The organism is Nonomuraea solani (assembly GCF_900108335.1).
GTDB lineage: Bacteria > Actinomycetota > Actinomycetes > Streptosporangiales > Streptosporangiaceae > Nonomuraea > Nonomuraea solani.
In genome coordinates, this window is record NZ_FNVT01000005.1 from 1 (window position 1) to 14,564 (window position 14,564).

11 protein-coding genes and 1 pseudogene are annotated in these 14,564 nt (G+C 69.0%); 5 read left to right on the plus strand and 7 right to left on the minus strand.

Features of this window, described 5'->3' with window-relative positions:
• The 5 genes and pseudogenes from C4V41_RS19710 to C4V41_RS19730 form a co-directional block, all read right to left on the minus strand.
• Positions 1-206, minus strand: a pseudogene (locus tag C4V41_RS19710) (hypothetical protein); the annotation flags it as partial.
• Between the two features lie 1,173 nt (positions 207-1,379).
• On the minus strand, positions 1,380-1,730 hold the full coding sequence (locus C4V41_RS64270; protein WP_103957385.1) for a beta-ketoacyl synthase N-terminal-like domain-containing protein: 351 nt from the start codon (positions 1,728-1,730) through the stop codon (positions 1,380-1,382).
• Positions 1,654-6,408, minus strand: a complete 4,755-nt coding sequence (locus C4V41_RS19720) for an SDR family NAD(P)-dependent oxidoreductase (protein ID WP_103957386.1) — start codon at positions 6,406-6,408, stop codon at positions 1,654-1,656. The genes C4V41_RS64270 and C4V41_RS19720 overlap by 77 nt, the downstream gene beginning before the upstream one ends.
• A complete protein-coding gene (locus tag C4V41_RS19725) occupies positions 6,405-7,733 on the minus strand; it encodes an acyltransferase domain-containing protein (protein WP_160150335.1) in 1,329 nt (442 codons plus the stop codon). Before C4V41_RS19725 ends, C4V41_RS19720 begins: the two co-directional genes overlap by 4 nt.
• Positions 7,734-7,847: 114 nt before the next feature.
• Entirely contained in the window at positions 7,848-8,120 is a 273-nt protein-coding gene (locus C4V41_RS19730; protein WP_235030254.1) for a hypothetical protein, read from the minus strand.
• Between the two features lie 105 nt (positions 8,121-8,225).
• On the opposite strand from C4V41_RS19730, the gene C4V41_RS63020 reads away from it, so the two are divergent.
• Positions 8,226-8,732 carry a helix-turn-helix domain-containing protein gene (locus tag C4V41_RS63020; RefSeq protein ID WP_200824100.1) on the plus strand — a complete coding sequence of 169 codons (507 nt, stop codon included), beginning with the start codon at positions 8,226-8,228 and terminating at the stop codon, positions 8,730-8,732.
• On the plus strand, positions 8,654-9,301 hold the full coding sequence (locus C4V41_RS63025) for an integrase core domain-containing protein (protein ID WP_200824101.1): 648 nt from the start codon (positions 8,654-8,656) through the stop codon (positions 9,299-9,301). Before C4V41_RS63020 ends, C4V41_RS63025 begins: the two co-directional genes overlap by 79 nt.
• A gap of 86 nt (positions 9,302-9,387) precedes the next feature.
• Here C4V41_RS63025 and C4V41_RS61905 read toward each other — a convergent pair whose 3' ends face one another.
• Complete coding sequence (locus C4V41_RS61905; RefSeq protein ID WP_160150336.1) at positions 9,388-9,537, minus strand: hypothetical protein; 150 nt, start codon at positions 9,535-9,537, stop codon at positions 9,388-9,390.
• On the opposite strand from C4V41_RS61905, the gene C4V41_RS19745 reads away from it, so the two are divergent.
• The 3 genes from C4V41_RS19745 to C4V41_RS19755 all read left to right on the plus strand — a co-directional run bounded on the left by C4V41_RS19745 (position 9,538) and on the right by C4V41_RS19755 (position 12,080).
• Complete coding sequence (locus C4V41_RS19745) at positions 9,538-10,179, plus strand: VOC family protein (protein ID WP_103957389.1); 642 nt, start codon at positions 9,538-9,540, stop codon at positions 10,177-10,179.
• A 252-nt stretch (positions 10,180-10,431) separates the two neighbouring features.
• Positions 10,432-11,157: a class I SAM-dependent methyltransferase gene (locus C4V41_RS19750; RefSeq protein WP_103957390.1), complete on the plus strand. Its 726-nt coding sequence runs from the start codon at positions 10,432-10,434 to the stop codon at positions 11,155-11,157.
• Positions 11,157-12,080 carry an NAD(P)/FAD-dependent oxidoreductase gene (locus tag C4V41_RS19755; RefSeq protein ID WP_103957391.1) on the plus strand — a complete coding sequence of 308 codons (924 nt, stop codon included), beginning with the start codon at positions 11,157-11,159 and terminating at the stop codon, positions 12,078-12,080. The genes C4V41_RS19750 and C4V41_RS19755 overlap by 1 nt, the downstream gene beginning before the upstream one ends.
• Positions 12,081-12,129: 49 nt before the next feature.
• On the opposite strand, the gene C4V41_RS19760 is transcribed toward C4V41_RS19755, so the two are convergent.
• Positions 12,130-14,550: a class I SAM-dependent methyltransferase gene (locus C4V41_RS19760; protein WP_160150337.1), complete on the minus strand. Its 2,421-nt coding sequence runs from the start codon at positions 14,548-14,550 to the stop codon at positions 12,130-12,132.
• Positions 14,551-14,564 lie beyond the last annotated feature (14 nt).

Here is a 14,564-nt window from a genome sequence, read left to right on the forward strand (position 1 = left end):
GTCAGGTCGCCGTTGTCACGCTGGCGCCGCCACAGATCGATGCTCGTGCTGTAGAGGCCTTCCCGGCGCAGCACCCGGCCCTTTTCACCCTCGGGGGCGGCTTCGTACTCCGCGACGATCCGCAGCTTGTACTCGGTGGCGAAGTGCCGCCGCTTGGGCCGGTCGCCTCGGGGACCGTCTCCGTGTTGAAGGTCGTGGCTGCTCATGGTCACTGCGCGTCGTACCCGTTCTCGCCCTGCTCATATCAGTTAAGGAACTTAGTCCCTGTTTGTCTCACTTGAGCTTGGCACAGAGGGACACCCGGGAAACGCGCAGACTCCCCCAGAACGCTGGAGAAGCTTGCGTTGCTCAGCCACTGGCACGGTCACGTTAACCCTCCCTTCGGAGCCACAGCAGCTGCCCTGCGACGACGCGCGGCCTACGTCCTCCCAACAGCCCGCGAGGCGACTGCCCGACCCCTCAGGATTCTCCCGCGTAACCGGGTTCCCCAAGGAGCTTTGAACTCATGACTGCTCGGGGGTTGCTCGTCTGCGTTCGGCTGCCGTGGGTGTCGAGGCCTCATCACGGCACATAGCCGTGTCGAGAAAGGGGCAAACGGTACATATTGGCGATGGTCAAGAACACATGGTTGCTCGGCGGTTGCTCGCGTGTACGCGATACAGCACGGCATCCGTGATCACTTCCCGACACGACGGCGGGGAGAATTCCGTCCACAGCGATAGAAAGTGTCACTCCGCGACATTGAGCGACACCGAGGGAACCGACTCATAATCCGTAGGTTCCGGGTTCGAGCCCCGGGCGCCCTACCACTCCATACCCCACCCGACCTGCACTTTCTCGATTTTCAGTGGCTGCTCTTCGGTCCGGCACATGGCCGGGCGTTCCGAACCCGGTTTGGGCCGGTTTGCCAAGCCAGACCCGCCAAAAGATCAAGGGAATACCATGCCGAAGGCTCTGGCGGGATCCCTTGCCCGGGTTTCGCCTGCCACCGGGTCAAAGGCTGTTCAAGCCGATCGCTGCGCAGGTACCGCCTTTTCAGGGTTTCCGCAGTACAGTCCGCTGCTTTGAGCGAGCCCGCTCGCGTTGACTCCACCTGGCTGAGCATTCCAAGCATCGGCTGTGGGGACCTTGTGGGGACCCATCAAGTCAGACCATAAAGGTGATCGTTAGAAGGTGAGGAGAGAAGACGCGGCGGGTAGCCCGGCTAATGATGCGTTTCGTGTCTGGGCAAGTCGTGATCAAGCCGCTCACTGCACAATTGACATCAGGCCGGACATGGAGAGGGTGCCTCGGCCCTGCCAAGAACCCATGCTCTCGTCCAGCACCGGAGACTCGCCGTCCTGCCCATCGTCCAGTTCGTCAGCGGCCCGGTCTGGTCATCATGGCACGAAGGTGGTCGGTGCTCCCGGCAGCGCGCCGCTGTCCACGGCCCCCGCGGAGCCTACCCGTTCCCGGTAATCAGTTATGCACGTGCCGGCGAAGACCGAGACGGGCCGTCCCTTCCGGCTCTCCGGGTTCACGGCGGCGTCCTCGACGGGGCGCCAGGCCAGTTCCAGGAGCATGCGCTGCTGCGGGTCGGTCCAGGCGGCCATCCGCCGGGAGATGCCGAAGAAGGAGGCGTCGAACGGTCGGCGTCCAGGATCAGCGCCGTCGTCAGCGCAGTTCGGAATCGCAGGTGGGGTAGTCCGGGCCGGTGTATTCGTGGAATTCGCCGGACGCGAGGTCGAAATGACCGAGGATGGCCGCGCGGATGCCGCGTGCTCTCAGCAGTACGGAACCGTCGGCGTCCACGCCCACCATGATGCTGCCCGGCCCCACGGGGTCGGCGAAGGCCCGGACCGGTCCGTCGCTGAAGATGTCGTCATCGGTGCGGCCGGTGAACAGGTCGATTTCCTCGGCGCTCTGCAGCACCAGAAGGGGTACGTGTTCATCGCTCGTGCGGACGACGTTGGCGAGTTCGAACACGCCGTGGAACAGCCGGCAGGGAAGCCGGTGCACGCCGCAGCCGCGGTCGCGTGGTTCGATCGATGAGGCGGCACCTGCGTCGTCGGCGCGGTGGCCGGTCGTGCAGGCCAGTGGTCCTGTCACGTACGCGACCGGGTTGGGGCGGAGCAGAGGGTTCGGGATTTCGTGTTGTGGTGGCGGGTCAGGCGGCTGCCAGCGGGGCGGTTCCGGCCTCCGCTCGGCCATCAGCAGGTCGAACTCGGTGTGCAGCCGCCGGTCGAGGATCTCGTTCGTCGCGGGATGCCTGATGTCGGAGGTGATGCGCGCGTGCAGCCGGGCTTGTTCGCCGTGTTCGAGGTCATCGTGCTCGAGGTCATCGTGCTCGAGGTCATCGTGTCCGAGCGCGGACAGCGTGAGTGTCAGCCGCTGCGGTCGTTGCGGCGTCAGAATGATGGGCGCCTGCGCTTGCAGCTTCCGGATGCCAGTCGGCACCATGCCGGGCATCATCGTGGCGGCGGCGTCGAAGGCCATGTCCAGCGACGCGGAGATCGGCGCCAGTGCCCGTCCTTGAATGATGTGGTGGGCGAGGCAGCCGCCGTCGTCGAGGCTGAGCGTCCGTTCGAATGTTTCGGCCGGTTGCCCGGGGCCGGGGTACGGCAGTCGCGGGGCCCGCTCTGCCAGCCATTTCCGTTCGTCCTCCGGCAGATGGACGATGACCGGCGGCCGCCGGGAATCCTCGATCGCTTCGAAGAAGCGGGTGACGCCTTCGGCCACGGTCATGAACGCGGTGATGCCGAGCGAGCGCAGGGCCTCCTGCAGCACCGGTTCGCCGGCGATGCCCACGCCGTCCCAGGTGGTCCAGTCGAGGGTGAACTCGGTGTCGTTGGCCGACCAGTAGGCCGCTGCGGCCAGGAAGTCGTTGGCCACGACGTAGTCGATCTCACCGGGCCAGCCCATGAACCCGAGAGCCGAGGCGAGGTTGGCCCACAGCCGCGGCGGCCTGTCCTCGAACGCGCTGCGCAGGTTCAGGTAGCCGAGGACCTTCGTGTCACGTCCTCGCTGGAAGTCGGCCAGGTCCTTCTTCTCGATCATTGCCTGGTTCGCCACCGAGGCGGCGTTCAGCAGCAGATCGACCTGGCCGTGTTCGTCGCAGATGGTGTCGATCACGGCGTTCAGTGCGTCGCCGGCGGTGATGTCGCAGGATACGTACCGCACCCGGTCGGGGCCGCTGTGGCGCGCCATCGCGGCGACGTTCGCCGCTATCGTCGCCTGACGGCTGAGCTTCTGATGTTCGGCCACCAGGTCGGGCACCGGCGCCTCGGGCCGGGACCGCCGCTCCCGCGCGATGTACGCCGGGCGATCGGGCACGGCCGGCCCGCCATCCTGCGGAGCGGGAGTGCGGCCGATCAGGTAGCAGATGGGCGCGTGGCGCCCGGCCAGGGCCTTCATCAACTCGGCGGCCACGCCGGTGCCGCCGCCGACGGCGACGACCACGCTGTCACGAGTGATCGGCGATTCCCGGTGGGCGGGCGGATCGAGTGCCGCCAGCGCGTAGCCGAGACGCCGGTCGCCGGCGCGTACCACGACGTCGAGCGGCACCTCATAGGCGGACTCCTCCTCCAATTGCGCCAGCCCGGTGGCCAGGTCGGTGGTGTCGCTGAGCACGGCCCAGCAGCGGGCGCCCGGCACCTCCAGAGGCAGAGTCTTGATGAGGCCGGTGAAAAGCCCGGTCCAGGGATGGGGCCGGCCGTCGCGGACTGCGTCGATCATCAGGACCGCGTAGCTGAGCTCGGCGGACAGGTGAGCTCGCATCGCGGCGAAGGCCAGATCGTGGAGATCTCGCAGGTCGGGGCCCCAGTCGTGCTCCGGCCTGCCGTGGGAGCCCAAGTCCGCGACGACCCGGACGTGGCGGACGTCGAACGGCGGACGTCCCTCGGTCACGGCCTCGATCCCGTCGCGAGGGGTCACCACGGCGGACCTCTCGGGGAGGTCCAGGCGCTCGGCCGACTCCACGTCGGCGATGACGAGGGTGCCGTCCGGCAGGGCGGGCGTCAGTGGCCGCGTCCTGGGGGCGATCTCATCGGTGAGGTCCGTGTACGTCATGCGTTTGCGTACGACGATCTCCGGGTGCTCGGGCGACACGGTGACCGCGGGACAGTCGGACCGAACAGGGGCGATCTCGACCTGGTCCGCCGCACCCAGGAGCGCCAGCAGGCCGTCCATACCGGGATAGACCCGTCCGAGACCGCACAACGGCGCGAGTTCTTGAGCTGTCATCCCCTCGGTGCCCGGCCGCGTGCTGATCGTGGCGAGCGGCCGCAACCGGTGTTGTTCCGCGACGGAACGGCGGGTGAGCGCCAGCAGCACTCCCCCTTCCGCCAGCCGGGCACCGGGGGGCAGCTCGTGCTTCACGATCGCCGTGAACTCCGGGGTGGAATTGGTGGCCACCCCGCAGACGAGCGCGGCGTCGGCCTCACCGTGGCGCAGCTGCTGCTCGGCCAGGCGCAGCGCGGACAGTCCGGCGTCCCAGCCCGTCTCCACCGCCATGTGCGGGCCGTGGATGTCGAAGTAGTTGGCTATCCAGCCGCCGATCAAGCTGGCGACGACGGTCATCCGCAGCGTGTCCGCCGTCACCTCGGGGGCGTTCGCCCGCAGGTCGTCGCGGACGATCTGGTAGGCGCGGTGGATCGCGTCGGGCCGCGGCACCTCCGCGGACGCCAGTGCGCCTTGGCAGTCGGGCAGGTAGCAGCGCAGGGTGCTGAGCGTGGCGGCACGCATCTGGCCGAGGTGCGCCACCGCGATCGAGGTCCTGTCACGGAGGTCGTCCCACGCCTCGCCCAGGCGGGAGGCCAGGTCGCCTGTCATGCGCAGCGCGGTCAGTTCGGTGCGGTCCATCTCCTGAAGGACCGGGGGCGGGATGCGGAGCTCTTCGAATCCCGGCATCGGATAGTCTTCGCCGAACTCCGGCTCCGGCGGCTCGGCCGTACCACGCAGCCAGGCTTCGACCGCGTCGCGGCCGGCGCCGCCGGGAAAGCATGCGGTCCAGTCCACCAGGACGATGTCGTCCTCCTGCTGCGGGCGGTCTTCCGGCGCGGTCTGTGTGGGTCTGTCGCTGACCATGAGGTGGGTGTTCGACCCGCCCAGTCCGAAGGACGAGACGCCCGCGATCCTGGGCTCCGGGCCGCCGGCCGGCCAGGCGATGTCCTCGGTGGGGACGTACAGCGAGGCGGGCAATTCCACATGGCCGGGCAACTCGGTGAAGAACGGCTGCGCGGGGATGACCTCGTGGCGCAGGGCGAGCAGGGCGTGCAGCACCGACACCATGCCGGCGGCGGTGCCGAGATGGCTGAGCATCGGCTTGTTGCCGACCACGGGATGACGCCGGTCATCGGTGAACAGGCTCGCCAGCGCCTCCAGCTCCACCGGATCACCGGCCAGGGTGCCGGTCGCGTGGCAGACGATCAGGCCGACATCGCGGCTCTCGACACCCGCAGTCCGCCATGCGCGCTCGATCGCCCGGCACTGGCCCACGGGGTTCGGCGCGCCCGCCGACTTCCCGCGCCCGTCGGAGGCGGCTCCGTAGCCGGCGAGAACGCCGAGGATCGAGTCGCCGTCCCGCTGGGCGCGCTCCAGGGTCTTGAGGACGAGGCATCCCGCTCCCTCGCCAAAGGCGGTGCCGTCGGCTTCGTGATCGAACGCGCGTACCCTGGCTTTGCCGGAGAGCACACCCGCCTTGGCCATCGCGATCAGGCTACGGGGGGTCAGTTCCTGAGCGGCTCCGCAGAGGGCGAGGTCGCAGGTGCCCGAACGCAGGGCCTGGATCGCGGTGCCCATCCCCATCAGTCCCGAGGCGCACGTCGCCGTGAGCACCGCCATCTCGCATTCGCCGGGCAGCAGGCCGGCGATGGCCCGCCGCCAGACGTCGTCGGGCAGGTGTGTCGGCCGGTCCGACATCGCCGGGCGGTAGTGGCGGTCGAGTTCGCGGGCGATCGCGGGCAGCGCCATCGTGGCGTCTTGCGGCGAGAGCGCGTCCGCGAGCCGCCGCCGCATGCCGTGCCGTACGGTCGCCGACTCCAGATGCTGGATCGTGTCCGCGGACAGGGCGACGGCGGCCTGCACGCGGTCGCCCGGTTCCTGTTTCACGCCTTCGAGCGCCTGCAGGGCGCAGTGGCGGAGCCAGGTGGCGACGCGGTCGGTGCCGCCGTCCCAGTCCCCCTCGCGAATTTCCTCGGCCAGCCGGCGATGGGGCGTGAAATGGTTGATGTATCCCGCCTGGACCGTGTGGACGCGGTCCTCGGCGTCGGGGTCGAAGGACCAGAACGGGCCCAAATCGAGGCGGCTCCTCCCCGGTTCGCCGATCATGCTCCGGCCGCCGCGGAGCACGTCCCACAGTTCCTCGGGATCGCTCGCGCCCGGAGCCACGACTCCCATGCCGACCACGGCGATGCTCGTTTCCCGAGTCATTGGGCGCGCGCCTCCCGCACGGCCTCGGCGATGTGGCGCAGGGTCGGGTAGTCGCTGAGCCGGCCTCCGGAGTCAGGTCCCGGGACGTCGTACTTCTCGGCGACCTTGGTGAGCAGCCGGGTCTGCCGCAGTGAGTCGATGCCGAGCTCGGCTTCGAGCTGGGCGTCTTCGGTGAACACCTCGGGCGGGTATCCGACGACCTCGGCGTACAGCTTCTGCAACTCGGCGAGGAGGTCATCGTCGGCGGGAGGGGCCGGCGCGTCGGCCTCGGGTCGCGCCTCGCCCTGCGGCTCTTCCCGTGGCTCTTGCCGTGGCTCTTGCTGCGGCGGCCGCTCCGTACTCGGCTCCGCGATCGGCCGCTTGGGCGCCGCGCCGTTCGTCCAGGAGTCGAAGGCGGCCCGTATGTCCTCCGGGCCGACCCGACGTGCCAATGGTGCCACCGTCCGCACGTCCGCCGGGAGTGACTGCTCGGCCAGTCCGGTGAGTGCCCCGCGCGCGCCACACTCAACGAACGCGTCCATGCCTCCCGCGTGAACGTCACGGACGGCGCGCAGGAACCGTACGGGCCAGATCAGGTGGCGGGCCAGCACCTCCCGCGCGTCCGCCTCGTCCACCACTTCCCGCCCCAGGATCGGCGAGTGGACCCGGCATGCGGGAACATGCGTCTTGACGTCGGCGAGAGCCTCACCGAAACGCCGGGAGGCGCCACCCAGAACGGCGTTGTGGTAGGGGTACGGAGCCGCCAGTCGGCGGCTGCTCACCCCCAGCGCCTCGGCCACCCGCTCCAGCGCGGCCAGCCCTCCGTCCGCTCCCGACAGGACCGTCTGTCGCGGGGCGTTGTACGCGGCGATCACCACCGACGCGTCGTCCACCGCCCCACGGACATGCTCGGCGCGCCGGGCATTCGTCGCGAGCGCGACCATGCCGCCCGCAGGCGGCCGTGCCGTGCGCAACGCCACATCGCGCTCCCAGAGCAGCCGGGTGGCGTCCTCAACGGTCAGACTTCCCGCCGCCGTCAGCGCCGCGATCTCACCGACGCTGTGCCCGATGAGCAGATCAAACCGGATGCCTTCAGTTCGCAGGAACTCGAACAGCCCGATCGAGGTGGCGAAGATGGCCAGCGAGAGTCGGCCGGGGTCTTCCGCCAGGTCCTCGAGGCTCGGGCCTTCTGTTTCCGTCAGCAGCGGCAGGACCGGATCGCCTTCGTATTCCTGGATCACGCCGTCAACGCGTTCGAGCACCACCCGTACATCGGCGAAGTCGCGGACGACCTCCGCCAGTGCACCAGGAAAATACGCGCCCTGCCCCGGGAACAAGGCCGCCATGGGGATTTTCATCTCGTCCTTCCGCAGCTGTGACCTGTCCACGCTCGGGCGGGCCCGGGCCGCCCGGCAACAAGACGTTCCACGCTGTGGAACACTCGCTCAACGCAGGCGGGCCTACCGGCCATCGCGTTCAAGCAGCGACTCGATCAGGCCGAGACGGTGCGTGCCCGAACGGAACGCGCTGCCGGCCAGGACCTGCCGCAGGAAGGCCGTGTTGGTGGTCAGGCCGCCGCACCGGAACTCGCCGAGGGCACGATTGAGCCGTCGGATCGCGCGATCACGGGTGGGCGCCCAGGCGATGATCTTGGCCAGCAGGGAGTCGTAATGGGCGGAACGACGGCATCGGGCACCAGGCAGGTGTCGACGCGGATACCCTGTGGGGCTCAAGAACACGATTCGTCGCCAGCGCCGGGGTTCATCACCTGGTCGGGCCGGGCGTTCCTGGGACAGTGGGCGACAGGTTCGGGTTACCTGGGATCATCGTGCGTGCTCTTGTCCACGGTGTACGCCGTCACTCGACGTCTGCTGTCTCTGCCCGCGCTGTTGTTTCGCAGTGACGTCTCCAAGGAGGCGGAATTGCTGGTGCTCAGGCACGAGAACGCGGTTCTGCGCCGTCAGGTCCCACGGGTGCGCCATGAGCCGGCCGATCGCCTGTGGTTGGCGGCGCTCTCGTCTCTGATACCCCGACGCCGCTGGGCGAAGATCTTCTCGATCTCCCCGGCTACCCTGCTGACCTGGCACCGCAAGCTCGTGGCGAACAAGTGGGACAACAGCCGGCGGCGCCGTCCCGGGAGGCCGCCCACCGCGGCTGCGGTCAAGACCCGGGTGCTGCGCATGGCCGCCGACAACCCCACTTGGGGGCACAGGCGGATCCACGGCGAACTGACCCGCCTCGGTCACAAGATCGCCGCTTCCACCGTGTGGAACATCCTGAACCATGCCGGGATCGACCCCGCCCCGCCCCGCGCCGCAGCGGGCCAACGTGGAAGCAGTTCCTGACCGCCCAGGCCGAGCACATCGTCGCCGTCGACTTCCTACACGTCGACACCATCAACCTCAAACGCCTATACGCCCTGGTCCTGCTCGAACACCACAGCCGCCGCGCCCACCTGCTCGGTGTCACCGCCAACCCCACGGGCGAATGGACCACCCAGGCCGTCCGCAACTTCCTCATGGACACCGACACGACAAACATCAAGTTCCTGATCCGCGACCGTGCCGGCCAGTTCACCGTTGCCTTCGACACGGTCTTCGCCGACGCGGGCCTGCGCGTCCTCAAGAGCCCGCCACAAGCCCCGAAAGCCAACGCACACTGCGAGAGAATGATCGGCACCCTACGCCGCGAACTCCTCGACCGCACGCTCATCCTCAACGAGCAACACCTGCGCCGGACTCTCACCAGGTACCTGGAGCATTACAACAGTGCCCGGCCCCACCGCGGTATCGGGCAGTTGAGCCCATCCCAAGCTGAAGCCGGACCGCCATGGCCAGTCGACCTGGCCAGCCATCGCGTCCACCGCAGAACCATCCTCGGTGGCCTCATCAACGAGTACCGGGTCGCCATTTGACACCACCAAGGACCAGCAGGCCAAACGGCGAATCCAATTATTGAGCCCCACAGGCGGGCGGCGGGGCACGAGCAACTCGCGGCCGTTCACGTTGATCGGGACGCGATCGGGCGTGGTGGCCTTCCACTGGCTGCGGCGACCTCGATACCGATCTTGTCTATGGTCTTGATCGCGCGGGCGCTGACCATCATGATAATGACAACGGTTTTCATCACCACGACGAAGAAGGGGATCATGTGGAAATCGACCATGTAGTGCTGGCCGCTCGGAGCCGGGAGCAGGCAGTGCAAGCCTTAAGCACACACGGACTCGCAGTCGCGCGGGGACGGGTGATACCCGGCTTCGGTGTGTCAAATCTGGTCGTGCCACTGGGGCGGTCGTCTCTCGAGATCCATTATCCGAACGGCGAGGTCCCGGACCCGGCTCTGCCGCCGATCGCGGCAGCCCAGCGGAAGGCCCTGGACACGTTTCCGGAGCCGCTGGTGCCGGTCGCGTGGCTGGTCGGGTTCGAAGACGTGGAGTCGCTTCGTCGCCTGGCCTCCCTGAACAACCTGTCGGTGTCCGATATACCGGAGGAGGGGCCCGGCTATCCGGCGTACACCTTGGCGGGCTTCGGCCCGAACATGGTCCGGCGCTGGCTGCCCGCACTCATCCACTGGCCGGTGCCGTACGAGGAAAGACCGCACGCACTTTCCGCACCGCACACCTCCCGGCCTACTGGCATCGTCGGCCTCGACATCGCAGGTACCCAGGAGGACGTCGAGCAGTGGTGCGGAGGCCTGCCCTCAGGCGTGCGCGTCGTCAAAGGCGATGCGGGCCCCCTGCGCGTCAGCATCGGATTCGACGATGGTGTGTCGATCACGCTGGGCGTCCGCTAGCCCCAATATCGAGAAGCAAAAGCACCTCCAGCCGGCAATCCTGCGACCGGCAGGACCACAGAGCACGATCGCCACCCGCCTCCGACGGCCATGAGGGTGTGCCGGCCTGGCGGGGCCGTCGACGCGACGGCATGCCCATGGACACGATCTTCTCCAGGAGGATGCGGCGCCCAGCTGAACTCTTGACGTTGCTTGACGTCCTCTCTAGTCTCGCAAAATGGTAATCATTATCAATTTGGGTGAGAGGTGAGGGTGTCCAACGAATACGAGCGATCCGCGGAGTTCGTCGATGTGATGCTCGCGCCCCACTGGGCAGCGCTGGGGCCGCCGCTGGCGCAGGCGCTGCACGGAGTGTCCGGCCCGATCGTGGACGTGGGTGCGGGTGGGGGGCACGGTACGCGGGTGATCGCGGCGGCGGTGGCCGGGGCCGAGATCGTGGCCGTCGAGCCGTCTGCGGCGTTGCGGTCCGTCCTGCTGGCTCGGGTGAGCGAGAGCCCCGAGCTGTGTAACCGGGTGACCGTGCTGCCGGAGGGCCTGCTTGAGGCGGCGCTGCCAGACCGGCTGGGCGCCGTCGTCGCGCTGAACGTCATCGGCCACTTCGACGCGGCCGGGCGACAGGCCATGTGGACCCTGCTCGCCGAGCGGCTCCTCCCCGGCGGGCGGGCGGTGCTGAATCTGCAACCGCCCGCGGAGCCGATGACGGTGCCGGAATCCAGGTTCGCCGACGTGCGCCTTGGGCGGCGCAGGTACGAAGGACGGGGCCGAGCGGAGCCCGCCGGCTCCGACCGGATCACCTGGCACATGACCTACCGCACCTATCACGACGACCGGCTCGTCGGCGACCTGCAGACGACCTACGGCTGGTGCGTGCTGGACGAGCAGCGGCTTGAGAAGGAACTCAACGAGCACGGCCTCGTGCTTTCCCGCACCGGTCCCGCCGAGCTCGGTATGTATCGCATCGACAGAGGAGGCGCGTGATGTACGAGGTGATCGTGGTCGGCGGTGGTCCGGCAGGGCTCAGTGCGGCACTGGTGCTGGGCCGGCAGCGGCGCCGTGTCCTGGTGGTGGACGCTGGTCGGCCGCGCAACGCGCCGGCCGCGGAGATGCACATGTTCCTCGGCCGAGACGGCGGTTCTCCCGCCAAGTTGCTGGCCGACGGCCGCACCGAGGTGAGCGCCTATCCGACGGTCGAGCTCAGGCAGGGGCGCGTGAGCTCGGCGGAGGGCCGGTCCGGCGGCTTCATGCTGACTCTGGAGGACGGCGAGCGCGCAGAGGCGTCCCGGTTGGTGCTGGCCAGCGGGCTGACCGACGAACCCGCCGCGATCCCTGGGCTGGCGGAGCGGTGGGGCAAGAGCGTGTATCACTGCCCCTTCTGTCACGGCTACGAGACGAACGGAAAGGTGCTCGCCGTCATCGGGAACGGCTTCGAGGCGATGCTGGCGGCCTATGTCGCCGATCGATACAGCGATGACGTGGTGCTGTGCACGAACGGCCCGAGCGCCTTGCCCGAACCGGTGGCCGCGGCCGTCAAGGCCTGCGGCGTCCAGGTCATTGAGACACCACTGGCGGGCATCGAGGGTGAGCTGGACGTGCTGACCTTGACCTTCACGGACGGGACGACGCTGGCGCGCGAGGCCGTCTACCATCGTGCGGCCACCCGGCCCAACACCGATCTGGCCGTCCAGCTCGGTTGCGCGCTGCTGGCCGACGGGTGCGTCGAGGTGGACGAGTACGGAAAGACCAGCGTGCCCGGTGTCTACGCGGCCGGAGACGCGGCCCATCTGAAGGCGGTGCCGGATCCGGTGACGCTGGTGGGGCCGAGCGCGGCCGATGGGGTGCGGGCGGCGGTCTGGCTGGAGCAGGAATTGTTCCGTGCGGGGTTGCCGGTGGCGTTGGGCTGACGTCGCCTTTCCGGTACGGCGGGCCCTGCGCGCCCGCCGTACCGGAAGGTCAGAGCCGCGCCGCGACGAACAGGTGCTGGGCGGGCGAGGCCAGCGGGGAATCGGCCCGGGGCAGCTCGAGGATCGGGCGCAGTCCCGCGTCCGCCAGCTCCGCCGGAAGCTCCCTGCCGGTGAGGAACACCCGGCCCGTTCCGCCGCGACGGTCACCGACGCCGAGATGCGGCTCTCCTTCCCTGGGGGACAGCAGGAACTGCATGGTGGCGAGCACCAGGTAGTGCTCGCGGATCGCCTCGGTTACCACCACCAGCCCGCCGGGGGCCAGCAGTTCCCTGATCCAGCGCAGGGATCGTCCGGCATGCCGCGCGCAGTGCAGCACGTTGGCGGCGATCACCACATCGGCGGCGCCTCGTACGGCTCCCTGAGTGACGAGGTCGGCGTTGATGTCCAGCAGCGCGTAGCGGAGCCGGTCGCCGAACCGGTCCTCGGCCGCCATCGTGAAGAATCTGGACACGTCGGTGAAGAGGTAGTCCGCCTTGGTGTCGCCGAGGCCGTCCAGGGCTGCGGCAGTGCTGCCTCCCGCGCCTCCTCCGAGCTCCACCACGCGCAAGGGCTCGGCTCGGGTGGCCGCCGCTCGTGCCATGAGGTGCCCCATGGCGGCGTTCAGGTAGGTGTTGCTGACGTTGTTCTGGTCCTTGCTGAGCGAGGTGAGCAGGTCCCCGTCGGGGAACAGCAGCGCCTGGGCCATGATCTCGTCCCGGAGCAGCTCGGGCAGGCGGGCGAGAGCGGTGCGGAAGAAGGTCGCCATCTGTTCGGGATACCCCAGCTCGGCGCAGGCGCGATCCAGGCTCGCTTCGTCGTCCTGTACCGAAGCGTCCGTGGCCACGACCCCGAATCGGCCGCCGGGATCCCTGCGAACGAGCCCCTCCGTCGTCAGCACCTCCAGCCAGCGCCTGACAATCCATTCGTGCCGGGAGGCAACGCCGAGCGTCGCCATGATCTGCTCGGCCGTCTGGAGTCTGCCGGGAGGCGCGGCATCGGCGACCAGCCTGGTCAGCGCCCGCAGCGCGATCTCGTCGAAGCGCCGGACGGCCTGGGGGAGGTGCGCGAGCACGGCGTCGGGCACCGGTTCCGGCGTCCGCTTGGCAGCGGGAATCATGCCCGCGAGAGCGAGGCGTCCGGCCTGGTCGGTATTGACCGCCTCGTGCGTCACGCTGACGGCGTCATGCGCGGGGCCGCTGGGGATCTGGGCCGTCAATTCCGCTGGGATCGGCAGCTCTGCGCGCCTCAGCTCCCGGCGGGCCACCTCGGCCAATCGGGCCCGGGCGAACGCGCCGAGCGGCTCGTGTGGCCGGCCCACTCCCACCAGCGCGTCGGGAGGCGTGGCGGCTGCCGCGGCCGGGATCGCGACCTGCAACCGCTTGGGGTCGTCCGGGTCGAGCAGCACCGCTCCTTCCGTGCCCGCCAACGCGGCACGCAGGCTCGCCCCCGTCGGTGCGCCCGGCTCGAACAGGCCATTGGGGATGCCGACCAGCCGCACGGGGCGGGCCGACTCGGCCAATTGGGCAAGCGGGTCGAGCCTGAAAGGGTCCCACAGTTGGAGGGTGGCGGGCGGATCATCCGGCGGCTCAACGTGCAGCACGGCGTCGAACCGGTACCGGTTCAGCTCGGTGTCGATCGTGAGGGTCTTGGCGAAAAGGCTGATGGTGACCCGCCTGCTCGCGCTCGCGACCACGACGGCGAGGGTCGCCGGGTCGAACAGCAGCTCGGTGTCGGCGACGGCACGCTGCGCGGCCCGGTCTGCTGATCCGGGTTCGAGCAGGCGGCAGTGTTCGTCGAGCAGTCCCGAGTGGCGTACGTCCCCGACGACCACGGTCCCTCCCGGTGCCACGAGGTCGATGGCGTCGTGGAGTACGGCCGCCAGGTACTCCACGCTGGGGAAACACTGGGTGACGGAGTTGAGCAGAACGCAGTCGGGCCGTCCGCCGAGCCGGGCCACGGCGGTACGCACGGTACTGCCGTTGATCTCGTGGGCGGCGGCACGTACGACCGTGACGCCGTCCAGGCCGAGCCCGTTCAGCCGGGTCACGACGTGCTCGGCGATGTCGGTCCCCACGTAGCCCTTGAGGCGAGGGTGGAGACGGTGCAGGAGCATGCCGGTTCCGCAGCCGAGTTCGAGCAGGTGGGACGGCTGATGTCGCAGGACCAGTTCGGTGGTGCGGTCGGCCCATTCGGCCATGTGGCCGGCGGGCAACGGCCGGCCGGTGTCGGTGGCACGCCAGCCGGACAGATCGAGGTCAGGGCGGTGTGCGCCCTGGCCGGAGCTGTAGGTCCAGTCGTAGACCTCCCCCCAGTGTTCGAGGTGCTCTGCCACCAGGTCGCCGAGCACGGGCGGCCGTCCTGGCTCATGTCGCACCGCCAGCGCCGCAGGGTCGGCCGTGACGACGAGCCCACCTGTGCCGGTACGGTCCACACGGGCGATCCATG

Bases quoted from the DNA above. Each gene is read 5' to 3' on its own strand.
- C4V41_RS19755 (WP_103957391.1), top strand. From the start codon at position 11,157: ATGTACGAGGTGATCGTGGTCGGCGGTGGTCCGGCAGGGCTCAGTGCG.
- C4V41_RS61905 (WP_160150336.1), bottom strand. From the start codon at position 9,537: ATGATCCCCTTCTTCGTCGTGGTGATGAAAACCGTTGTCATTATCATG.
- C4V41_RS19725 (WP_160150335.1), bottom strand. From the start codon at position 7,733: ATGGCGGCCTTGTTCCCGGGGCAGGGCGCGTATTTTCCTGGTGCACTG.
- C4V41_RS19720 (WP_103957386.1), bottom strand. From the start codon at position 6,408: ATGACTCGGGAAACGAGCATCGCCGTGGTCGGCATGGGAGTCGTGGCT.